The organism is Streptomyces tibetensis (assembly GCF_007655005.1).
Lineage (GTDB): Bacteria > Actinomycetota > Actinomycetes > Streptomycetales > Streptomycetaceae > Streptomyces > Streptomyces tibetensis.
Genome location: NZ_SZVW01000025.1, coordinates 28,755 through 51,187, shown reverse-complemented (window position 1 = coordinate 51,187; position 22,433 = coordinate 28,755). Strand labels below are relative to the sequence as shown.

The following is a 22,433-nucleotide window of genomic DNA, read 5'->3' as shown; positions in this document are numbered from 1 at the left end:
TGAATTTCGCGACGGATTCTCCGGAGGGGCCGGAACGTCAGCGCAGTCCGAAGCGACGCGACCAGGCGAACACGTCGTCCGTCGTCGCGTTGCCCCCGCACACCACCAGACCGAGCCGCGCCCCGTCGCCCACCCGTTCCAGGACCTGCCGGGCCGCGGGCAGCAGGCAGCCGGCTGCCGGTTCGGCCCACACCTTGGCGTGGTCGGCCAGGTCCAGCACGCCCTGCACGGCCTCCCGGTCCGGGACCACGAGGACCTCGGTGACCAGGGCGCAGACATGGTCGTACGTGAGCCGTGACACGGACGGGGCGCTGAGGGTGGAGACGATCGACGACAGGGCGACCGGCCGCGGGCCGCCCGACGACAATGCCTCGGACATGGCCTGGGCGCCCTCGGTCTCCACGCCCCACACCCGAACACCGGGCCGGCGCGCCCGCAGCGCGGCGGCGACACCGGCGATCAGGCCGCCGCCCCCGATGCTCACGAGCACGTCCGTGAGTTCGCCGGCGTCGGCGGCGAACTCCAGCCCGACCGTGCCCTGTCCCGCGATCACCGCGGGGTCGTCGAAGGGATGGACCAGGGTCAGGCCCTCCTGCTGAAGCCGGGCCATGAGCGCGAACGCGCCGTCCATGTCCTCGGTCAGCCGCACCGACGCACCGGCCTCCTCCGCGATCTCCACGGCACGGGCGGGTGCCGAGCGGGGCATCACCACCGTGGCCTTCACATCGAGGGCCGCTGCCATGACCGCGACGGCGATGCCGTGGTTGCCGCCGCTGACCGCCACGACCCCGGCGGCCCGTTCGGTCTCGCCCAGCGACAGCAGCTTCGCCGCCGCCCCGCGCGCCTTGAACGAGCCGGTGCGCTGCAGCAGTTCGAGTTTCACGGTGACCGGTGCACCGAGCAGCGCCGACAGCCCCGGGCTGTCCACGGTCGGGGTGCGCACGACGTGCCCGGCGATGCGCCCGGCCGCGGCTTCGATCTCCGGCATGCCGATCATGGCGGTCGTCCTTCCGGCGCGGGGTCGCGGAACGCGCCGTATCGAACCCTGACGCGCCGAGGGGGCCGAGGTCAAAGCGGTGCGCGGGCCTGCCCTGTGTCCCTGCCCCGTGTCGCGACGGACACACCCGAGCCCGGCGGTTCAGACGTCGCGCCGCACCAGGTACTCCAGCAGCGACCGCAGGTCCCGGGCGGCTTCCGCCGCCAACGGAGCTCCGGCGAGTGAGGTCTCGACGGCGGCGAGGTGCCGGCGGGCCTCGGCCATGGCCGCGGCGCGGCCGCCCGCCTCCTCGATGAGCGCGGCCGCCGTGTCGGTCGCCGCACCCGACTCCAGGAGTGCGGCGATCCGGCCGCCCATCGGGGAGCCGAGCGCCACCAGCACCGGGAACGTCTTCTTCCGCTCGCGCAGATCACCGTGGACCGGTTTGCCGGTGACGCCGGGGTCCCCCCAGATGCCCAGCACGTCGTCGACGATCTGGAACGCGACCCCCAGGTGCCTGCCCGCCCGGTCGAGCGCGGCGGCCGTCTCGGGGCGGACACCGCCGAGCACGGCACCGAGCGCCGCCGCGCAGCCCAGCAGCGCGCCCGTCTTGTGCTCCGCCATCGCCCGGTATTCGTCGGGCCGTACCCGCTCCGGGCCGGTCCACGGGCGGTCGGCGAACAGCAGGTCGTCCGCCTGCCCGCGCACCAGGTCACCCAGCGCCACGGACAGCGTGCGCACACCGGCGGCACCGCCGGGCTGCGCGGCCAGCGTCTCGACGGCCAGGGCGAACAGGGCGTCGCCCGCCAGTACCGCCGGCCCCGTGCCGTAGGCCCTCCACACGGTCGGGCGGCGGCGCCGGTCCGCGTCGCCGTCCATGATGTCGTCGTGCAGCAGGGAGAAGGTGTGCACCAGTTCCACCGCGACAGCCGCGGCCACGCCGGCCCGGCCCGGCGCACCGGCCGCCTCCGCGCCGAGCACCGCGAGCGCCTGCCGCACGCCCTTGCCGCCGGAGGCCACGGCCGGAGCACCTCCGACCTCGCACCAGCCGAAGGAGTACGCGGCCATCTCGCCCACCCAGGGGTGCAGCCGCCCCACGGCTTCCTCCAGGGCGGGCCGGACCAGGGCGCGGCAGCGGTCGACAACCGCGGGGACAGCGCGGGCGCCGACCGCGCGATCGTGCGACTCGCCCCGTCGTGCGGTCCGTGTGGTGGCGGGTGCCTCGGTCGCCGTGTCCTGCCGTGACGGCCGCGCGATGGCCGGGGCCGGTGCCGTCGCGTCCTGGTGCGCCGCCTGTCCGGCCTCCCGGGACGGCGGCGCCTGGGTGACCGGGGCCGGTGCCGTCGTGGCGTTCCTCCGAGCTGTCTCCACCGTCGTCGGCAACGCCGTCACAGGGCCGCCCCCGTCGTCTGCTCGGTCGACGGTATGCCGAGTTCCTCGTGGGCCCGGGCCACCATCCGGCGGGCGTGCTGCAGGCCGATGTGCTCCAGCAGGCCCGCGAGGTCGGCCAGTTCGGCCGCCGTCTCCTCACGGTCGCGGCCCAGACGGGCCAGGGACTTGGCGAGTCCCAGCCGCGAGAGTGCCTCCCCGCGTGGCTCGCTCATCTCGCGGAACTCCGCGAGCGCCTGCTCGTACAGCTCGCGCGCCTGCTCGTAACGCCCCGCCCGGTACAGGACGTTGCCGCGCATCTTGTGGTTGTAGGCGAGCGCGCTGGACAGCCGCATCGCACGGCACGTCGTCTCCGCCTCGGTCAGCAGCTCCAGGGCCCGCTCGGTGTCCTGGTCGCGCACCGACACCACATCGGCCAGCCCGCGCAGCGCCCAGGCGTGGCCGCGGCGGTCGTCGGCACGAGCGGCGATCTCAGCGGCCTCCTCGAACAGCGCGTACGCCGAGTCGTAGCGGCCGGTGTTGCGGTGCATCTGCGCGATGCCCTCCAGCGCCCACACCGTGTGCCGCGCCTCCCCGCGCCGCCGGGCCTCGGCGAGCAACTGCTCGTGCAGTCTTCCGACGGCCTCGTAGTCGCCCTGGATACGGCCGGTCTCGGCCAGCCCGGCCAGCGAGTAGCCGCGGACGACGATGTCCCCGCCGCGTTCGCCGAGGTCGGCAGCCAGCTGGAGCAGCCTGCGGGCCAGCCGGAGCGCGCCGCGCTGCCGGGCCAGTGTGCCGCCGCTCCACAGCGCCCAGGCCATCGCCCCGAGGTCCCCGGCCTGCCGGGCCGCGCGGTAGCTCGCCTTCCAGGCCCGGTCCGCGTCCTCGACCCGGCCCAGCCGGCGGTGCGCCTCGGCCACCGCGAGTCCGGAACGCGCCGCCTCCCCGGGCTGTCCGGCGCTCTCGGCCGCTCTCAACTGCTCGGTACCGGCGGCCAGGACGTCGGTCAGGGAGGAGTTGACGGACAGAGTGGTGAGCGCGCCCTGGTACTCCGGGGCGAATGCCTTGCCGTACATCGATGCCTTTCGGTCCGTATGCACACCATCTATACATAGCGCGTATACATGGTGTGCATAGAGGGGTGAAAACCTGCCCTGGCCACAAGGGCCAGGGCAGCACCTGTTGCCGATCAAGACGTCGGCGGAACGGAGCGGGTTGCCTGTGAGACGTAGTTCACCTGATGGGTGTTCAGTGCTGGCCGGCTTTGTGCGGTGTCGCCTCGCTCGGCCGGACGACGACGTACCCCTCGCCCTGGAGCAGCAGTTGCACGGCCTCGCCGGAGCCGCCGCGCAGCATCGACCCGATGGACTGCGAGCGGTGCAGCGAGGTCTGCAGTCCCGCGGTCCAGCCGACGATCGCGTCGGTGTCGACGTACACCGGGTACTGCGGCGAGACCGGGATGACGAGCGGATTGCCCTCGCACACCAGGCCCAGCTTGCCGTGCCCCGTGAAGACGCTGTTGAACAGACCGCCCCCGGTCATGCCTGCGCCCTTCACGGTCGCGATGCGGTAGGACAACGTGGCGTCGAAACACAGGACGTTGCGGCCGTTGACCGTGAACTCGTCGCCGGGCTCGACGTCGACGACGAAACAGTTCTGCGCCTCGTGCGCGAACCAGGCCTCACCCTGCCCGCGCACCGCCATCAACGGCAGCCCCTCCCCGGTGACCGCGCGCTTGAGCATGCCGCCCACGCCCTGGCCCTTGCGTTCGAACTGGAGGTTGCCGCGGTAGGAGATCATCGCGCCCTGCCGGGCGAGCATTTCGCCGTTCACCGTGTAGCGGATGCACTTGGCGTTCTCGACCGTCATGCCCGGCGCTACGGCCGGCTGCACCATGTGCTCACTGGAAAAGAGGTCACCCTTCATACCGGCATCCTCGCCCGGAGCGTTTCCCTCCGCCAAGATCACGCGGGAAGGCCGCTCCGCCCGCCCACGGCTCAGGCCGCTTCACCGCCCGCAAGGGACGGTACGCCCGTCGAGGCCACCTGCACAGCGCTGCCGACCGCACCACTACGGTGTGTACGCCGGGACGACCTCCGCCCGCACACGCCCCGACCGGCCGAAGGAGCGCCGACGATGTCCCGCACCGCAAGCCCCCGCTGCCCAGCCGCCCTGGCCGCCCTCACCTGCTGCGTCGCGCTGGGGTGCGGGACCGGCACGGTGCCTCAGGGGGGCCGCCCCAGCCCGCCGCCCAGCGCCCCGAGGGCGGCCGGGCCCAGCGTGGTCACCTGGGCCTCCTCCGCCACCCACGTGGGCGAGACGGCCGACGGCCGCGGTTACCGGCTGATGGTGCGCACCAGCGTGGGCGGCAGCGGCCTCAGGGTGCGACTGTCCAACGCCTTCGGCGACCAGCCGGTGACGTTCGCCAACGTCCACGCGGGCCTGCGACGGGACGGTGCCGCACTCGTCCCCGGCACCAACAAGCGTCTGACCTTCGACGGCGCCCGCTCCGTCACCGTCCCCGCCGGCGGCATCGTCTACAGCGACCCGCTGCCCGGCAGCGTCCCGGCCGGGCGCACCCTCGCCGTCAGCATGTACGTGCCCCGGGCGGGCGGCGCGCTCACCGGACACTGGCTGGCGATGCAGACGTCCTACAAGACCGTCGGCGACCACGCCGCCGAGGAAAGCGCGACCCACTGGAAGCAGCGGACCGGCTCCTGGTTCTATCTCGACGCCGTCACCGTACGGCCTCGTGAGAGGACGGGCGCCGTGGCCGCCCTCGGCGACTCCATCACCGACGGCTGGCATTCCACGACCGACCGGGACCGCCGCTGGCCCGACTTCCTGGCCCGCCGCCTGCGCGAGTCCACCGGCATCCGGGTCGAGGGGGTGGCCAACGCGGGCATCGCCGCGAACAAGGTCCTCCTCGACGGCCCCGGGCAGAGTGCCATGAACCGGGTGCAGCGCGACGTACTCTCGCTGCCGGGTGTGCGCACGGTGTTCCTCTTCCAGGGCGTCAACGACATCAAGGCCGAACCCGGCGCCACCGGTGCCGGGCTGATCGCCGGGTACCGCAGGCTGATCGACCGGGCGCACGCGGCCGGGAAGTGCGTCGTCGGAGCCACGATCACCCCCTACAAGGGCTGGCAGGAGTGGGACCCCGCCGGGGAGGCGGTGCGGCGGCAGGTCAACGCCTTCATCCGCGACAGCGGCGAGTTCGACGCGGTCGCCGACTTCGACCGCGTCCTGCGCAGCCCCGACGACCCCGAGCGGATCCGCCCCGCCTTCGACGGCGGCGACCATCTGCACCCCGACGACCAGGGGATGCGGGCGATGGCCGACGCCGTCGACCTGAACAGCCTCGACTGCGGGGCCGGCTAGGGCCCGTCGGCAACCGGCGACGAAGCGGCAGCTGCGTGTGCCATGCCCCGTGGCCCCGGCAGGGGCCGAGCGACGGGTCCCCGGCCGCACGTCGCCTCGGTCGGCTGCCCGGGCGGTCAGCCGGACGTCGTCGGCTCCGGGGCGATCAGGCCCTCGCGGTAGGCGATCGCCACGGCCTCGCCGCGGCTCGACGCACCCACCTTGGCGAGGATGTTGGAGACGTGGACGCTCGCGGTCTTGCCGCTGATGAACAGCTCCTCGCCGATCTGCCGATTGCTGCGGCCGAGGGCGAGCAGCCGCAGCACGTCCTGCTCGCGCGCGGTGAGGACGGCGGCCCGGCCATCGCTGCCGGGCCCGTCCGACAGCCGGCCGCGACGGATCAGGTCGTCCACCTGTTCGCGCAGCGGCGTGGCGCCGAGGTCGTCCGCGGTCTCCCGCACCGCCCGGGCCTCGGACGCCGCCTCCTCGCGCCGCCCGGCCGTCACCAGGGCCTCGGCGTACCGCAGCCGGCACCGGGCCCGCTCGTAGACGTCGCCGTAGCCGAACGCCGTCACCACCCTCGCCCAGGCGGCCGCGTCCGGCCCCGACACGGCCCGGATCCACTCGGCCTCGGCCCGGGCCAGCCACGCCTGCCCCTCGGGGCCCTGGGGCGTGCCGTCGTCCCGGACGGCCATCGCCCGTGCCACTTCCACCAGTTCGGTCGCGGTGTCCGTCCAGCGACCGGCCCCGGCCTCGTCACCGGCCGACCGCAGTCCGGACGCCGCGTCGGCCACCGCCGACAGCGCCAGCGCGGCCAGCCGCACCGTGACGTCCGGGCGGGTACCCGACTCGTCGATGAGGCCCGACACCGTCGCCCGCATCCACCGCACCGCGTCCTCGGGGTCCCGGCGCAGCGCCGCCGCGTCGGTGAGCACGATGCCCGCGACGAGGGTGGCCATCCAGTCGAACGGCCCCTCCAGCAGGGCACGCGCGCGGTCGGCCGCCGCGAAGTCACCGCGCGCGAGCGTCACGTACAGCGCGGGACCCATCGTGTACCCGCCCGCGGCCGGCAGCACGTCGGCGTCGGCCGCCGCCGCGCGCACACACTCGTCCCAGCGGCCCAGCACGTTCAACACCAGCAGCCGCAGGTACCGCATCTCCAGCGGGTACGTCGACGACAGCAGCCCGGCGCGCCGGGCCCGGTCCAGGCCCTCCGTCAGCCAGGGCACGCACTCCGCCAGGGCACCGGACTCGTAACAGCCCATGGCCAGGTTGAACAGGGCGCGCAGCTCCACGGGCGCGTTGCCCGAACTCCGGGCCAGCTCCCGGGCTTTGACCAGCAACTGCCGGCCCGCAAGGCCGCGCCGCCCCTCGCCGTCGAAAACGGCCAGCGAGATCAGCAGGTCCGCCTGGGCGTCGGTCACCCGCAGCCGCTCCGCCACCCCCAGGGCCCGGCGGGCCACCTCGAGCGCGGTCTCGTTCTCCCCGACGTGGCGAGCCGCCAGGACATGGGTGGCCGCCGCCCACACCCACGTCGGGGACGGAGGCTCCTCCGGGATCATCGCCAGGGCTTCGCTGCTGTAGGCGAACGCCGCCGTCAGGCTGTCCACGCTCAGCAGGTTCCCGGCGAGGGTGTAGCGGACCCGCGCGGCGAGTTCGGACTCGGCGTCCTGGCCGAGTCCGGCCAGCGCGGACCGGGCGAGGGACACCGCCCGGTGCAGTTCCCCGGCATGCGCGGCCGCCGCCGAGGCACGCAGCATCAGCGTCACCCGTTCGACGCCCGGGGGCCGGGCCTCGGGACCGACCGCCGTCCACAGGTCCAGGGCCGCTTCGAGATGCCGTTGTTCCTCGGCCGGCGCACCGACCCGCCGGGCGTGATCGGCGGCCTCCAGCGATGTGGCCAGCGCCTCGGGGAGGTCGTGGCTCTCCCGGTAGTGGTGGGCACGCTCGGCGGCGCTCTCGGCACGTCCGCGACCGGCGAGCAGCCGTGCGAACGCGCCGTGCAGCCTCGCCCGCTCCCCGGGCAGCAGATCGGCGTAGACGGCCTCGCGGGCGAGCGCGTGCCGGAACGAGTACGTGTCCCCCTCGCCGGCCACGAGCAGCTGCCGGCCCACCGCCTCCCGCAGCGCCGACTCCAGCTCCGCCTCCGGCAGCCCGGCCGCCTCCCGCAGCAGGTCGTGTTCCACCCGGCGCCCGGCGACCGAAGCGGTCCGCAGCACCTGCTGCGCCAACTCGGAGAGCTGCTCGAAACGGATCAGCAGCACATCGGCGAGTCCACTGGGCACACCACCCGACTCGGTGTCGGTGGCGGCGAGCAACTCCTCCGCGTAGAAGGCGTTCCCCTCGGCCCGCTCCACGATCCGCCGCACCGTGGCGTCCGGCAGCGGCCGGGGCTCCAGGGCCCGCACCAGCCGGTCCACGTCGGGATCGGCCAGCGGTCGCAGTTCCATCCGCTCGACGAGGGGCAGTCGTACCAGCTCCGCCAGGAGCGGCCGCAGCGGATGCCGGCGGTGCAGGTCGTCGGCCCGGTACGAGGCGAACACCGCCAGCCGGTGCCGGAGCACGCCCCGGCCCAGCAGGAACCGCAGCAGGTCCCGCGACGACTGGTCCGCCCAGTGCAGATCCTCCAGGACGAGCAGCAGCGGCACGACCTCCGCGACCTCGGTCAGCAGCCCCGCCATGCCCTCGAACAGCCGCAGCCGACCGTCCACGTCCCCCACGGAACCGGTCCCGGCCCCCAGCAGCCGCTCGACCACGGGATGAGCGGCGAGAGCGCAGGCGAACCGCTCATCGGCGGCCAGCACCCCCAGGATCTCGGTGAACGGGAGGTAGGGCAGCCCGACGTCGCCGAGATCCACACAGTGTCCGGTGAACACGGTCATGCCCGCCGCGGCGGCCTGCCTCCCGACCTCGTCGAGCACCCGGGTCTTGCCGACCCCGGCGTCCCCGGCGATCAGCACGGCGCGGGCCTCACCACCGCGCGCACGCTCCAGTACCCCGCAGAGGCGGGTGAGTTCGGCATCCCGCCCGACGACGGGCGTGGCCGATGACGCCTGCTGCACAGAACCAACTTTCTCTTCACCAGCGCGGGAGGTCGACATGGTGCGGCTGGGCGGCGTGGCGCGATCGACCCACGACCCGCAGCGCCCCCGGACAGCAGGCGCCCATCTCCTAGGCGCGCAAGACCTTCGCCCAGTCAGCCGGCACCCGCCCCGCGGGCCCCGGTGTGGGCTGATCGGCAGGATGACTCACCGGCTCCGACAGCTCCGGCCCACCCTCGTACAACTCGTTCGTCTCGTAGTTCCAGTACCAGTCCTCACCCGGCTCGAAGCTCTGCACGAACGGATGCCCGGTCTCCCGGAAATGCCCCGTCGCGTGCTTCGCCGGCGAACTGTCACAACACCCCACGTGCCCGCACTGCGCACACCGCCGCAGATGGAACCACCAGCCCCCGGCCGCGTCACACTCGGCGCACCCGCTGCCGCTGGGCCGCGCGGTCGGGTCGATCCCGTTCTCGCCACTCATGCAGACTCCTCCTCGACCGCTGTCAGCGGCAGCAGTACCTGGAACCGTGTGTCCCCGGGCTCCGACTCCACCCGGATGCTGCCATGGTGCTTGTTGACCACGATCCGCCAGGAGATGTCGAGCCCCAGTCCGGTCCCCTCGCCCACCGGTTTGGTGGTGAAGAAGGGATCGAAGATCCGCTCCCGGTCCTGTGCCGGGATGCCGACGCCCGTGTCGGCGAACTCCACCAGCAGCCGGTCGTGTTCCGCGGCCGTCCGCACGGTCAGCGTCCCCTCCCCGCCCGCGCTGTTCATCGCCGCGACCGCGTTGTCGATGAGGTTCGTCCACACCTGGTTGAGCTCCGCGGGGTACGCGGGGATCCTCGGCAGCGTTCGGTCGTAGTCCTTGACGACCTTGATCTGCTTGCCGATCTTGCCCGACAGCATCAGCAGGGTCGAGTCGAGGAGTTCGTGCACGTCGGCGTTCTGGAAGGGCGCGCGATCGAGCTGCGAGTACTGCTTCGCCGCGTCCACGAGGTGCGAGATGCGGGTGGTCGAGTCGTTGATCTCGTCCATCAGCAGCTCGGTCTCGACGGTGTAGTTGAGCCACCCGATCGCGCTGGGCAGGATGTCCTCGTCCACCGCCGCCGCGACCTGGTCCAGCCAGTCCACGTCGAGGCCGGCCTGGACGAAGGTGGGCGCGATCCGCCAGCCCTCCTCGATGCCCTGGTCGTCCAGCCAGTCGGTCACGGCGTCCTCCCGGTCGGACGCCTCCAGCGGACTCAGCGCGGGTGCCTTCGCGACCCGCTCGGCCGTGCGCTCCTGGATGTCGATGAGGTTCGCCATGACCTCGGGGGAGTACGACCCCTGCGCGATGATCGCCAGCTTGTGGCGCATCTTGCCGACCCGCTCCCGCAGGGTGGCCGTCGCCCGTACGGCCGCAGCGGCGGGGTTGTTGAGCTCGTGCGTGAGCCCCGCCGACAACGAGCCCAGCGCCAGCAGCCGTTCGCGCTGCCCGATGGCCCGCTGGGTGCTCTTCGAACCGAAGAACAGCCCCTCCAGCAGATGCACCGCCATCGGGAACCACTCCTGCATGATGTCCGCGAAGGTGTCGGCGGGCAGCACGAAGAACCGCGTCGGCTCCGTGACACGCATGGAGTTGTTGTAGACCTGCCGCACCCGGTCGCCCAGATACGCCTGCATGGACCCCGCGTACACCCCGCGCTGCGAGGTCCGGGTCACCTCCACGTCGTCCCCGCCGACCCGGCGGTACAGCACCACCGTGCCGTCGAGCATCACGTAGAAGCAGGTCGCGGGCTCGCCCTCGGTGTACACCGGCCCGGGCTCGAACCGCTCCACCCGCCCCTCGCTGCACAGCCTGCCGAGCTGCTCGGGTGTGAGCTTCTCGAACAGGAACAGCGCCCCGATCTCCTGCGGGTTGCAGGGCACGGACCGCCCGCTCACGACTGCTCCAGATACCGGTGGACGAGCATGACGGCCATGGCTCCCTCTCCGACGGCGGACGCGACCCGCTTCGCGGACTCCGAGCGGGCGTCGCCCGCCACGAACACGCCGGGCACATTGGTCTCCAGGTGGTACGGCGGCCGGTCCAGCTCCCAGTCCTGCGGGGGCCGGCCGTCGGCGCTCAGGTCGGGCCCGGCCAGGATGAACCCGCGCTCGTCCCGCAGCACCGTCCCGTCCAGCCAGTCGGTCAGCGGGGCGGCGCCGATGAACACGAACACCCACTGCGCGTCGACCTGTTCGGTCTGCCCGCTGTCCACGTCCCGCAGGGTCAGCCGCTCCAGCCGGCCGTCGCCGTGCGCGGACTCGACGACCGTGCGGGCCCGGACCTGGATGTTGGGCGACTCCTCGATCTGCTGGATCAGGTAGTGCGACATCGACGCCGTCAGTGACTCGCCGCGCACCAGCAGCGTCACCGACTTGGCGCCCCGGGACAGGTACATCGCCGCCTGTCCTGCGGAGTTGGCGCCGCCGACGATGTACACGTCCTGGTCCTGGCAGGAGGGCGCCTCCGTCAGGGCCGACCCGTAGTACACCCCGCAACCGGTCAGTTCCTCGCACCCGGGTGCCGCCAGCTGACGGTAGGACACCCCGGTCGCCAGGATCACGCTGTGCGCCGCCACCGCCGAGCCGTCGGAGAACCGTACAACCCGGGCGGCGCCGTTGACCTCCAGTGCCGTCACCTCGCGCGCGGTGAGGATCTCGGCGCCGAACTTCGCCGCCTGCCGCCGGGCCCGGTCGGTGAGCTGCGCCCCCGACACGCCGTCGGGGAAGCCGAGGTAGTTCTCGATGCGCGAGCTCTGACCCGCCTGCCCGCCGGTCGCCGACCGCTCCACCAGCACGGTCCGCAACCCCTCGGAGGCACCGTAGACGGCCGCGCCGAGCCCCGCCGGGCCGCCGCCGATGACGACCAGGTCGTAGAAGTCGGCCGTCGGCGTCGTCGCCAGCCCGACGCGGGCGGCGAGGTCGACGGCCTCCGGCTCGACCAGCGGTGTCCCGTCCGGTGTGATCACCACCGGCAGCCGCAGCCCGTCCTCGCCGGCCGCGGCCAGCAGCCGCCGACCCTCCGGCTCGTCGGAGGAGTACCAGCGGTAGGGCACCTGGTTGCGGGCCAGGAACTCCCGCACGTCCGAAGAGCGCGACGACCACCGGTGGCCCACGACCTTGGTGCTGGGCACGGGCCGGAAGTCGCTGGTCCGCCAGGCCTGGAGCAGGTCGTCGAGGACCGGGTACAGCTTCTCCTCGGGCGGGTCCCACGGCTTCAGCAGATAGTGGTCGAGGTCGACGACGTTGATCGCGTCGATCGCGGCGTTCGTGTCCGCGTACGCGGTCAGCAGCACGCGCCGCGCGCCCGGGTAGACGTCGAGGGCCTGTTCGAGGAACTCGATGCCGTTCATCTGCGGCATCCGGTAGTCGGCCAGGATCACGGCCACGAGATCACCGCGCAGTTTCAGCTCCCGCAGCGCGTCCAGCGCGGACGCGCCCGACTCCGCCCGCACGATCCGGTACGACGCGCCGTACCGCCGCCTCAGGTCCCGGGCCACGGCCCGGGAGACACCCGGGTCGTCGTCCACGGTCATGATGACGGTCCGCGCCGAATCGGCGGCCTGTGCCATACGTCCCCCACACCGGGCGGTCGACTCCCGGCACGGCGTCCCCGGGGCACCGCGCCGACCTCCGCCCATCGTATGTTCGATCGCCGCGCGGCGCTCCGATACGGAGATCGGCTCCGACGGCCCGGGGCACCGGCTGCGGTGGTGAAGACTGGGCGGCACAGTGACCACTCCCAGGGAGGCAGCCGGATGACACGCCCGATCACCGCAGGGGTCGACGGATCGCAGGAGAGCCTCGCGGCCCTCGCCTGGGCGGCGCGGGAGGCCGTCCGGCGCGACCGGCCGCTGCGCGTGGTGCACGCCTGGCGGGTCCAGACGCCCGAGCTGATCGAGACAGCGGTCGCCACGGACGCGGACAGCCAGGCCGAGTGGGTGCACAGCGCGGTGAGCGAGGCCGTCGGGACCGTCACCGAACAGCACCCGGATCTCGCGGTGACCACCGATGTCATCGAGGGTGCGGTGGCCGACACCCTGGTCGCCGCCGCGGCCGACGCCGAGATGCTGGTCCTCGGCTCGCGCGGGTACGGCCGCATCGTCGGATTCCTGCTCGGCTCGATCGGTCAGCAGGTGATCGCCGAGGCCGTCCGGCCCGTGGTGCTGGTCCGGGCCGGCGACCGGCCCTCGTCCGAGGCCGCCGGGCGGGAGATCGTCGTGGGTCAGCAGGGCGACCCGGAGGACAGCGCCGACGCGCTGCGCTTCGCCTTCGAGACGGCCACCGCGCGGGGGGCGACCGTGCGGGTCGTACGGGCCTGGAGCCTGCCGCCCGTCTTCGCCTACAGCCCGGGCTCGCTGAAACTCCTCGACGAGGCCGGGGGCCTGGAGCCGTACGAGCGCAAGAGCCTGGCCGCCGCGGTCCGGCCGTTCCGGGAGCGCTTCCCCGACGTGCCGGTCGAGGAGCACGTGGAGATGGGCAGTGCGAGTCAGGTGCTGCTGTCGGTGGCCGGGACGGCCCAGCTGATGGTCGTGGGCCGCCGGGCCCACCGCACGGCAGTCGGGGCGCGCATCGGCTCGGTGGCGCACGGGATGCTGCACCACGCCGACTGCCCGGTGGCGGTGGTGCCGCCCGTGTGAGGCCCCCGGCCCCTCACTCCGCCGTCGGCTGCAGTGTCTTTCTGGCCTTGGGCAGGATGTTCTCGATGTAGTCCTCGACCACCGCGTCGAGGCCGATGTCGTGCTGGGCCCGCTCGGACATGTACCAGCGGTGTTCGAGGAGCTGGTGGTAGATCTCCGCCGGGTCCATGGCGCCGCGCAGTTCGAGGGGCACGGCCCGCACGGTCGGCCGGAAGACCTCGCGGACCCAGCGGTGGGCGAGGACTTCGGGGCGGGCTCCCAGGGGATCACCCGGCGCGTAGTCGTCCTGGGTCGCCATCCAGCTCTCCAGGTCGTTCAGCAGCCGACGGGCCTGGTTCTCCTCCGTGTCAAGACCGGTCAGACGCAGCAACTGCCGCTGGTGGTGGCCCGCGTCGACGACCTTGGGCACGAAGCTGACCGTGTCGCCGTTCGAGGCGTGCTCGATCTGCATCTCGGCGACGTCGAACCCGAGGTCGTTCAGGCGGCGGATCCGGCGTTCGATGTAGTGGTACTTGCCCGCCGGGTAGACGGACGCCCGGGTCAGCTCGTCCCACAGGCCGCTATAGCGGGCGCAGATCTCCATGCCGAACTCGATCGGGTCCACCGACGGGTGCAGCGCCCCGGACGCCTCCAGGTCCAGCAGCTCCCCGCTGATGTTCACCCGGGCGAGATCGAGGTCGTAGTCCCGCTGCCCGGCGCTGAGCTGCGGATGCAGGTCACCGGTCTCGGCGTCCACCAGGTACGCGGCGTAGGCGCCCGCGTCGCGCCGGAAGAGGGTGTTGGACAGCGAGCAGTCGCCCCAGGCGAACCCGGCCAGGTGCAGCCGCACCAGCAGCACGGCGAGCGCGTCCATGAGCCGGTGCATGGTGGCCGGGCGCATGGTCGTCTCGAACATCGAGCGGTACGGCATCGAGCCGCCCAGGTGCCTAGTGACCAGGACGCTCTCCAACGGGGCACCACTCGCGTCGGTGCGGCCGGTGACCACGGCCAGCGGGTCCACCGACGGGATGCCGAGCCGGTCCAGGTCGCGCAGCATGTCGTACTCGCGCAGCGCCGGGCGCTCCGCCAGCTCCTTGACGGCGATCACCTCCTCGCCGGCCCGGGAGTAGCGCACCACGTGCCGGGAGATGCCGCGCGGCAGCGGCACCAGGTACTCCTCCGGCCACTCCTCCAGAGGCACGTCCCACGGCAGTTCGAGCAGGAGCGCGGGATGCTCCGGGTTGGTCGCGCTGATCTGCAGTGCCATGGGCCGGGTGTCCTTGTCTCGCCGCCGATCGTCACATCAGATTAGAGGGCCCGTTCCCGGGCCCGGAGGGCGGCGTCCCGCACCGGCCCGCGGTGGACCGGCCCGTGCCCGGGGAGCAGCAGCTCGCCCTCCAGCTCCGCCAGGACGTCCAGCGAGGCCAGGGCCCGTGGCCGCTCGTGGTGGAACATGTCCGGCAGCAGCTGCGGCCCCTCGATGCGTGCCGTGGGGTGCCCGCTGACCAGGGCGTCCCCGGAGATCAGCGCACCGGTGCCGGGCAGGTGGTAGGCGCAGTGCCCGTCGGTGTGACCCGGCGTGTGCACCGGGACCGGCCGCCCGGGCAGGTCCAGGGCGCCGGCCGTCGGAAACGCACGGGGAGCGGTGACGGGCACGTCTGCCGTGCCGCCCGAGCGCAGTGCGTGCACCGCCCACGGCAGCACTCCCGGCCGCCAGCCGTTCCTCAGCACCGTCCCGATGGTCACCTGGTGCAGGAAGTCCCGGCGTGCGTGCGGCACTTCGGCCTCGTGCAGCAGCACGGGGGTGCCGTGGGTGGCGCTCAGGTACTCGGCGGATCCCAGGTGGTCGTTGTGCGCGTGCGTGATCAGCACGGCCTCCACCGCCTCCGGGGCGCTGCCCACCTGCGCGAGCGAGGCTAGGACCCGCTCCCGGTCGCCGGGGTAGCCGGTGTCGACCAGCGTGACGGCGTCCCCTTCCTTGAGGATCACCCAGTTGGTGCTGGAGCCGTGCACCAGGTAGGTGCCGTCCGCGACGTGCTGTACGTCCGCCCGCATGATCGCCCTGCCCCTGTGTGGTTTCCGCTACCGGCCCGACGGGAGAAGAAAAGCAGACGCGGTGGCGTTCGGAATCGCCGGGTCCGCCCCAAGGGGGGAGTGCTGCGGGGTTGTTCGGTCCGCCGTCAGCGCACGCCGTGCGGGCGGAACTGGATGCTGATGCGCGGCCCCGTGGCCCGGGTGCTCTTGGGGATCGCGTGCTCCCAGGTGCGCTGGCAGGAACCGCCCATCACGACGAGGTCGCCGTGGCCCAGTGGGCGGCGCACGGTGTCGCGGCCGCCCCGCACCGGGCGCAGTAGCAGGTCCCTGGGTGCTCCCACCGACAGGATCGCGACCATGGTGTCCTCGCGCGCACCGCGTCCGATCCGGTCACCGTGCCAGGCCACACTGTCCCGGCCGTCGCGGTAGTAGCAGAGCCCGGCCGTGGTGAACGGCTCGCCCAGCTCCTTGCCGTAGTGGGCGCTCAGCGCGTCCCTCGCCCGGGCCAGCACCGGGTGCGGCAGCGGATCGTCCACGCCGTAGAACGCGAGCAGACGCGGGACGTCGACCACGTGGTCGTACATCGTGCGCCGCTCGGCCCGCCACGGGACTTCGGCCGCGAGCTGTTCGAACAGTTCGTCCGAGCCGCTGAGCCACCCGGGAAGCACGTCGAGCCAGGCGCCGAAGCCGAGGTCGGTACGGCTGATCCCGTCCAGAGGGCCGAGCCGCAGCTCATCGGCCTGGTCGAAGAGGGAGCCCTGGAGGTGCATGCCGCCAGCGTACCTCGTAATCGAAAATCTGTTCCATGGCGAGGTCGGCCTTTCGATACATTGGTGTATCCAATACAGTCATGTATCGAACGACCGAAGCCATCGAAGGGGTCGAAAGGAGGGCAGGGCATGGCGGCCGACGGAACCACCGGACGTGTGACCAGGCGCAGGGTCCACACCCGCGCCAACCTCCTCGGGGCGGCGTTCTCCGTGTTCGCGGCCAAGGGATTCGGCCACGTCTCGATCGAGGAGGTCTGCGAGGCCGCCGGCTACAGCAGGGGCGCCTTCTACTCCAACTTCTCCAGCCTCGACGAGCTGTTCTTCGCCCTCTACCAGGAGCGGGCCGACCTGATCGCCGAGCAGGTCTCCGGAGCCCTCGCCCTCGACGGGCCCGACCTCGACGTGCCCGCCGCCGTGGACCGCGTCACCGACGTGCTGCTCCTCGACCGCGACTGGCTCCTGGTGAAGACGGACTTCCTCGTACACGCCGCCCGCGACCCGGAGGTCGCGCACAGCCTGCTCGAACACCGCGCGCGGCTGCGGCAGGCCATCGCCGGCCGGCTCGGCCGGGCCCGCGGGCACACCGCACTGCCCGCCGTGCTGGTCGACATCGACGACGCCGCCCACGCCGTCGTCGCCGCGTACGACGGCGTCACCACCCAACTGCTGCTGGACCGGGACCTGGAGCACGCCCGCGTCTGGCTGAAGCAACTGCTCACGGCCCTGCTGACCGACGGCAGCGGCACCCCCGATCACACGAAGCACTGAGGAAGGGAACGGTCGCCATGGATGCCGATGTCATCGTCGTCGGAGCGGGTCTCGCCGGCCTGGTCGCGGCGCACGAACTGACCAGCAAGGGACGGCGGGTCGCCCTCGTCGACCAGGAGAACGCGGGCAACCTCGGCGGTCAGGCCTTCTGGTCCTTCGGCGGGCTGTTCCTCGTCGGCTCGCCGGAGCAGCGGCGCCTGGGCATCAAGGACTCCTTCGACCTCGCCTGGAGCGACTGGCGGGGCAGCGCGGGCTTCGACCGGCTGGAGGACGAGGACTCCTGGGCCGTGCGCTGGGCCCGCGCCTACGTCGAGTTCGCGGCGGGGGAGAAGCGGTCCTGGCTCGACGGGCACGGCATCACGTTCCTGCCCACCGTCGGCTGGGCCGAACGCGGCGACCTCACGGCGCACGGGCACGGCAACAGCGTGCCCCGCTTCCACGTCGCCTGGGGCACCGGCACCGGCGTCGTCGAACCGTTCGTGCGGTACGCCAAGCAGGCCGCCCGCGACGGACTGCTCACCTTCCACCACCGCCACCGCGTCGACGCGCTCGTCGTCGAGGACGGCACCGTCCGGGGCGTGCGCGGCACCGTCCTGGCCGAGGACCCCGCACCCCGGGGCGTCGCCTCCAGCCGCGAGGCGGTCGGCGAGTTCGAACTGACCGCCCAGGCCGTCATCGTCACCAGCGGGGGCATCGGCGCGAACCACGACATCGTGCGCCGCTACTGGCCGGAACGCCTCGGCACCCCGCCGCGCGAGATGGTCACCGGCGTCCCCGCCTACGTCGACGGGCGGATGCTCGACATCAGCGCCGAGGCGGGCGTCCGGCTGGTCAACCGCGACCGCATGTGGCACTACACCGAGGGCCTGCAGAACTGGGACCCGATCTGGCCCGGCCACGGCATCCGCATCCTGCCCGGCCCGTCCTCGATGTGGTTCGACGCCCTCGGCCGCCGCCTGCCCGGACCGTACCTGCCCGGCTACGACACCCTCGGCACCCTGAAGCACCTGCGCACCACCGAGGACATCGCCGGGTACGACCACTCCTGGTTCATCCTCACGCAGAAGATCATCGAGAAGGAGTTCGCCCTGTCGGGCTCCGAGCAGAACCCCGACATCACCGCCAAGGACCGTGCCGGATTCCTCAAGGAACGCATCCTCGGCAAGGGCGCGCCCGGCCCGGTCGACGCGTTCCTGCGCAAGGGCGCCGACTTCGTGACCGCGGGCAGCGTCGAACAGCTCGTCGCGAAGATGAACGAACTCACCGACGAGCCGCTCCTCGACGCGGCCGTGATCAAGCGCCAGATCGAGGCCCGCGACCTCCAGATCGCCAACCCCTACGCCAAGGACGCGCAGGTACAGGGCATCCGCAACGCCCGCCGCTACATCGGCGACCGCCTCGGCCGGGTCGCCACCCCGCACCGCCTCCTCGACCCGGCGGCCGGACCGCTGATCGGCGTCAAGCTGCACGTCCTCACCCGCAAGACCCTCGGCGGCATCCAGACCGACCTCGACTCGCGGGCGCTCGGGACCGACGGCAAGCCGATCGACGGACTGTACGCGGCCGGCGAGGTCGCCGGATTCGGCGGCGGCGGCGTCCACGGCTACAACGCCCTGGAGGGCACCTTCCTCGGCGGCTGCCTCTTCTCGGGCCGGGCGGCGGGCCGCGCGGCGGCGAAGCAGACCGCCTGACGGACGCGGGCCCGTCTCCTCATCCTTTGAGGAGACGGGTCAGCACGGTGGCGTGGCTCTGCTCCGGCGTCTTCGAAGCGGTCAGCAGGGTCACGTCGCCCTTGCGGACCAGATCACGCAGATTGTCGAGCGCCTCGGCGGCCTCGTCGGCGGCGAGCTCCGCCTCGTACCGCTCGGCGAACTCCTCGTACGAGCCCTCGCCCGCGTGGTACCAGCGGCGCAGCTCCGTCGAGGGGGTGAGCGCCTTCGGCCACTCGTCCACCCGGGCCGCGTCCTTCGCCAGTCCGCGCGGCCACAGCCGGTCGACCAGCACCCGCACCCCGTCCTCCGGCTCGGCGGGATCGTAGACACGGCGCACGCGCACGCTCATGGTCGGCTCCTCTCCGCGGCGATACGGATACGTGCCGCGAGCCTAACCCCGGCCCGACGCCCGCACCCCTGGGGACCGCTGCGCTGCAGCTCCCCAGGGGTGCGGGCCGGTGTCAGCCGGAGCGGCGGCGGGCGGCAGTGCGGCGCTTCAGCGCACGCCGTTCGTTCTCGCTCGTCCCGCCCCACACGCCGATGGACTGCCCCGTGTCCAGGGCCCATTGCAGGCACTGCTCCTGCACGGGGCAGCGCCGTCGGCACACGGCCTTGGCCTGCTCCGTCTGCAACAGAGCCGGGCCGGAGGTGCCGATCGGGAAGAAGAGCTCGGGGTCCTCGTGCCGACAGGCAGCGTGGTCTCGCCAGTTGTCCATCGAAGTCACCTGCATCGCAGTAGAAACGTGCTCTCTCGGATGCTTACTCTCTTTCGGGTGACCTGTCGATGCCCGATGAAACAGGGCGTTCCAGGACAGTCGTTCACTGCTCCCGCATGCCCCAGGGGGAACCGTAGTCCGTCAGCAGGTCCAGGAACGGCCGGGCGGGGAAGGCCTCCGGGCCGAGTACTCCGGCACCTGACCAGGCGCCCGTCGCGAGGAGTTCGAGCGCGACGACGGGGTTGATCGCCGTCTGCCACACCACGGCCTGGGAGCCGTACTCGGTCATGGACCACTGGTTGTCGACCACGTGGTAGAGGTACACCTCGCGCGGCTCACCGTCCTTCACGCCCCGCACCCAGGTGCCCGCACACGTCTTGCCGTGCATCCGCTCGCCCAGCGTCGCCGGGTCGGGCAGGCACGCGGCGACCACGTCCCGGGGCGAGACCTTCACCGGTCCGTCCGGCCCGGGCACGGTCACCGGGTCGGTACGGTCCAGGCCCAGCAGGTGCAGGGTCCGCAGCGTCTCGACGAACTCCCGGCCCAGGCCGTACTTGAAGGTCACCCGGCGGGCGTCGACCCAGCGCGGGACGAGCAGCACCTCCTCGTGCTCCACGTTCACGCACTCGACCGGGCCGATGCCTTCGGGGAAGTCGAACACTTCGGGCTCGCTGAACGGCTCGGTGGTGAACCAGCCCTTCCCGCCCTCGTAGACGACCGGCGGGTTGAGGCACTCCTCGATGGTGGTCCAGATGCTGAACGAGGGCGCGAAGTCGTAGCCGTCCACGGTCAGGTTCGCGCCGTCGCGGATGCCGATCTCCTCGATCTCGTCGAAGAGTTCGTCGGCGGCGTACCGCGCGAACACGTCCGACAGGCCAGGCTCCACCCCCATCCCGACGAGGGCCAGCAGCCCCTCCTTCTCCCAGTCCGCGGCCTGCGCGAACTGTTCGTCGCCGAGCTTGACCCCGCACTCCTCGTACGGCCGTTCCGCGTGCGGGCGGGACAGCGACATCGCCATGTCGAGGTAGGCGGCGCCCGCGGCCCGGGCCGCGCGGAACAGCGGCATCACGAAGCGGGGGTCGGTGGCGTTGAGGAGGACGTCGCAGCGGTGCCGGGCGAGCAGGCGCGCGACGGCACTCTCGTCGCTCGCGTCGACCTGTTCCGCCGTGAAGCGCGCGTCGTCGCCGAGCGCCGCGACCGCCGCCGCGGCGCGGTCCGGGTCGTAGTCGGCCACCACCATGGCCTCGAAGAACGGCCGCCGGGCCGCGATCCGCGTGATGGCGCCGCCCACTCCGCCGGCTCCCACGAGCAGTACACGCATGACAGAAACTCCCTATGTGCGAAGAACGTGACGCGCCCTTGGGGAGATGAAACGCCGCCCTGTCACATAAGGTCAATGGCGTTGGCATAAGGAGGGAGCCCGTCGTGCCGAAGCCCGTGGTGCCCGAGGACAAACGCCGCCGGCGCAGGCCCACCAAGAGCGGCACCGTGCTGTCCGAGGAGCTGATCGTCGAGACCGCGCTGCGCATGCTGCGCGAACACGGCAGCGCGGGACTGACAGCCCGTCGGCTCGGCCTCGCCCTCGACGCGGATCCGAGCACGCTCTACCGGTACTTCCGCGGCATGGACGAGCTGACCCTCGCCATCGGCGACGCGCTCATCGGCCAGGCCCTTCGGGGCTGGCGGCGCACGGGGGAGTGGCGGGCGGACCTGCGGTCCTTCGGGCTGGGCATCCACGCCGCGTATCTCGCCCATCCGCAGGCCGCCCTGCTGACCACGAACCGCGTCACGGGCCGGGCCCATGAGCTGGCCGCCGACGAGGCGGTCCTGGACGTCCTGCGCACGGCCGGTTTCCCGCTGCCCGACACCGTGCGCATCTACCACGCCTTCATCGACCAGACCCTGGCGTTCGCCGCGCTGGACGCCGCCTCGCTGGCCCTGCCCAGCGACTCGCTGCACGCCGACGAGGACATGTGGCGCTCGACGTATGCCCGTCTGCCCGCCACCACCCACCCCCGCATCGCCGAGGCGGCGCCGCTGCTCGCCACCCGCATGCTCGACAGCGCCTACCCGACGGCGCTGGAGATGCTGCTGGACAGCGCGGCGGCCCGGCTGGAGGCCTTCCGCGACTGAGGTCTCAGGGCCGCAGCGCCTGCGCCGCGGTCGCCGTCACCGTCTCCGCCACCTGCGCGAGCGCCGGCGAGTCGAGCTTCCACTGCTGCCAGTACAGCGGCACGTCGACCGTGCGGCGCGGGGCGATGCCGACGAGGCGGCCGTCACGCAGCAGGGGGTCCGCCTGGGGTTCCGGCACCAGGCCCCAGCCCAGCCCGGCGGCGACGGCCTCGACGAAGCCCTCCGAGGTCGGCACGTAGTGCCGGAGCGCGCTCGCGCCGGCGTGCCCCCTGGTGAGCCCGCGGACGAAACCGTCCTGGAAGTCGTCGCGCCGGTCGAAGACCACCACGGGCACCTCCCTGAGTGCCTGGGCCAGGGGCCCGCCGAGGTGCCGCGCCGCGAAGTCCGGCGCGGCCACGGGCAGATAGCGCATCCGGCCGAGCGACCGCACGGAGCAGCCCGGCACCGGATCCGGCGACGAGGTCACCGCCGCCATCACCGCGCCCTCCCGCAGCAGCGCCGCCGTGTGGTCCTCGTCCTCGCGGCGCAGCTCGAAGTAGAGCCGCAACTCCTCCGGTACGCGGGTGAGCACCGGAAGGAACCAGGTGGCCAGCGAGTCGGCGTTCACCGCCACCGACACCCGGGTCGGCTCCCCGGCGCCGCTCAGTCCGAGCTCCGCGTAGGCGTCGTGCTCCAGCCGTGCCACCTGGCGGGCCAGCCGCACCAGGACCTCGCCCGACTCGGTCGGCCGCACCGGCTTGGTCCGCAGCAGCAGAACCCGCCCCGTGCGCTGCTCCAGCGCCTTCACCCGCTGGCTGATCGCCGACGGCGTCACGTGCAGCGCGGCCGCCGCCGCGTCGAACGTCCCCTCGTCCACGACGGCGAGCAGGGTCCGCACCTGGTCCAGCGGGAGATCCGTCATCATCACGT

Annotated in this window: 20 protein-coding genes; 5 read left to right on the top strand and 15 right to left on the bottom strand. The window is 72.7% G+C overall.

What is annotated here, in order from left to right; all coding sequences use genetic code 11:
• Window positions 1-37 precede the first annotated feature (37 nt).
• The 4 genes from FDO69_RS34580 to FDO69_RS34565 form a co-directional block, all read right to left on the bottom strand.
• Window positions 38-997, bottom strand: a complete 960-nt coding sequence (locus FDO69_RS34580; protein WP_104786327.1) for a threonine/serine dehydratase family protein — start codon at window positions 995-997, stop codon at window positions 38-40.
• Between the two features lie 141 nt (window positions 998-1,138).
• Window positions 1,139-2,233, bottom strand: coding sequence for a polyprenyl synthetase family protein (locus tag FDO69_RS34575; RefSeq protein WP_104786552.1), 1,095 nt, complete (start codon window positions 2,231-2,233; stop codon window positions 1,139-1,141).
• A gap of 131 nt (window positions 2,234-2,364) precedes the next feature.
• Window positions 2,365-3,420 (bottom strand): tetratricopeptide repeat protein, encoded by a 1,056-nt coding sequence (locus FDO69_RS34570; RefSeq protein WP_104786325.1) that lies wholly within the window; start codon window positions 3,418-3,420, stop codon window positions 2,365-2,367.
• Between the two features lie 172 nt (window positions 3,421-3,592).
• A complete protein-coding gene (locus FDO69_RS34565) occupies window positions 3,593-4,270 on the bottom strand; it encodes an AIM24 family protein (protein WP_104786322.1) in 678 nt (225 codons plus the stop codon).
• A gap of 210 nt (window positions 4,271-4,480) precedes the next feature.
• Between FDO69_RS34565 and FDO69_RS34560 the strand changes: the two genes are divergently transcribed.
• On the top strand, window positions 4,481-5,725 hold the full coding sequence (locus tag FDO69_RS34560; RefSeq protein ID WP_104786320.1) for an SGNH/GDSL hydrolase family protein: 1,245 nt from the start codon (window positions 4,481-4,483) through the stop codon (window positions 5,723-5,725).
• A 116-nt stretch (window positions 5,726-5,841) separates the two neighbouring features.
• Here the strand turns inward: FDO69_RS34560 and FDO69_RS34555 are convergent, their stop codons facing one another.
• From FDO69_RS34555 to FDO69_RS34540, 4 genes are all read right to left on the bottom strand, one after another.
• A complete protein-coding gene (locus FDO69_RS34555) occupies window positions 5,842-8,805 on the bottom strand; it encodes a helix-turn-helix transcriptional regulator (RefSeq protein ID WP_104786317.1) in 2,964 nt (987 codons plus the stop codon).
• 70 nt (window positions 8,806-8,875) lie between these two features.
• Complete coding sequence (locus FDO69_RS34550; protein ID WP_104786314.1) at window positions 8,876-9,229, bottom strand: UBP-type zinc finger domain-containing protein; 354 nt, start codon at window positions 9,227-9,229, stop codon at window positions 8,876-8,878.
• On the bottom strand, window positions 9,226-10,671 hold the full coding sequence (locus FDO69_RS34545; RefSeq protein WP_104786312.1) for an ATP-binding protein: 1,446 nt from the start codon (window positions 10,669-10,671) through the stop codon (window positions 9,226-9,228). The genes FDO69_RS34550 and FDO69_RS34545 overlap by 4 nt, the downstream gene beginning before the upstream one ends.
• Entirely contained in the window at window positions 10,668-12,344 is a 1,677-nt protein-coding gene (locus tag FDO69_RS34540) for an NAD(P)/FAD-dependent oxidoreductase (RefSeq protein WP_104786309.1), read from the bottom strand. The genes FDO69_RS34545 and FDO69_RS34540 overlap by 4 nt, the downstream gene beginning before the upstream one ends.
• Before the next feature lie 186 nt (window positions 12,345-12,530).
• On the opposite strand from FDO69_RS34540, the gene FDO69_RS34535 reads away from it, so the two are divergent.
• On the top strand, window positions 12,531-13,412 hold the full coding sequence (locus FDO69_RS34535) for a universal stress protein (RefSeq protein ID WP_104786307.1): 882 nt from the start codon (window positions 12,531-12,533) through the stop codon (window positions 13,410-13,412).
• Window positions 13,413-13,425: 13 nt separating this feature from the next.
• Here the strand turns inward: FDO69_RS34535 and FDO69_RS34530 are convergent, their stop codons facing one another.
• From FDO69_RS34530 to FDO69_RS34520, 3 genes are all read right to left on the bottom strand, one after another.
• Entirely contained in the window at window positions 13,426-14,658 is a 1,233-nt protein-coding gene (locus FDO69_RS34530; RefSeq protein ID WP_104786304.1) for a DUF4032 domain-containing protein, read from the bottom strand.
• Window positions 14,659-14,699: 41 nt separating this feature from the next.
• Window positions 14,700-15,446, bottom strand: coding sequence for an MBL fold metallo-hydrolase (locus tag FDO69_RS34525; RefSeq protein ID WP_104786302.1), 747 nt, complete (start codon window positions 15,444-15,446; stop codon window positions 14,700-14,702).
• Between the two features lie 125 nt (window positions 15,447-15,571).
• Complete coding sequence (locus tag FDO69_RS34520) at window positions 15,572-16,195, bottom strand: alpha-ketoglutarate-dependent dioxygenase AlkB family protein (protein ID WP_104786299.1); 624 nt, start codon at window positions 16,193-16,195, stop codon at window positions 15,572-15,574.
• A 129-nt stretch (window positions 16,196-16,324) separates the two neighbouring features.
• Here FDO69_RS34520 and FDO69_RS34515 point away from each other — a divergent pair, with 129 nt between their 5' ends.
• Window positions 16,325-16,963, top strand: a complete 639-nt coding sequence (locus FDO69_RS34515) for a TetR/AcrR family transcriptional regulator (RefSeq protein ID WP_104786296.1) — start codon at window positions 16,325-16,327, stop codon at window positions 16,961-16,963.
• A gap of 17 nt (window positions 16,964-16,980) precedes the next feature.
• Window positions 16,981-18,654 (top strand): FAD-binding dehydrogenase, encoded by a 1,674-nt coding sequence (locus tag FDO69_RS34510; RefSeq protein WP_104786293.1) that lies wholly within the window; start codon window positions 16,981-16,983, stop codon window positions 18,652-18,654.
• 19 nt (window positions 18,655-18,673) lie between these two features.
• On the opposite strand, the gene FDO69_RS34505 is transcribed toward FDO69_RS34510, so the two are convergent.
• From FDO69_RS34505 to FDO69_RS34495, 3 genes are all read right to left on the bottom strand, one after another.
• A complete protein-coding gene (locus FDO69_RS34505) occupies window positions 18,674-19,024 on the bottom strand; it encodes a DUF488 domain-containing protein (protein WP_104786291.1) in 351 nt (116 codons plus the stop codon).
• Between the two features lie 112 nt (window positions 19,025-19,136).
• Window positions 19,137-19,391, bottom strand: coding sequence for a WhiB family transcriptional regulator (locus FDO69_RS34500; protein ID WP_030844076.1), 255 nt, complete (start codon window positions 19,389-19,391; stop codon window positions 19,137-19,139).
• 103 nt (window positions 19,392-19,494) lie between these two features.
• On the bottom strand, window positions 19,495-20,712 hold the full coding sequence (locus FDO69_RS34495) for a saccharopine dehydrogenase family protein (RefSeq protein WP_104786288.1): 1,218 nt from the start codon (window positions 20,710-20,712) through the stop codon (window positions 19,495-19,497).
• Between the two features lie 104 nt (window positions 20,713-20,816).
• Between FDO69_RS34495 and FDO69_RS34490 the strand changes: the two genes are divergently transcribed.
• Window positions 20,817-21,524: a TetR/AcrR family transcriptional regulator gene (locus FDO69_RS34490; RefSeq protein ID WP_104786286.1), complete on the top strand. Its 708-nt coding sequence runs from the start codon at window positions 20,817-20,819 to the stop codon at window positions 21,522-21,524.
• A 4-nt stretch (window positions 21,525-21,528) separates the two neighbouring features.
• Here the strand turns inward: FDO69_RS34490 and FDO69_RS34485 are convergent, their stop codons facing one another.
• On the bottom strand, window positions 21,529-22,428 hold the full coding sequence (locus FDO69_RS34485) for a LysR family transcriptional regulator ArgP (RefSeq protein ID WP_167526737.1): 900 nt from the start codon (window positions 22,426-22,428) through the stop codon (window positions 21,529-21,531).
• Window positions 22,429-22,433 lie beyond the last annotated feature (5 nt).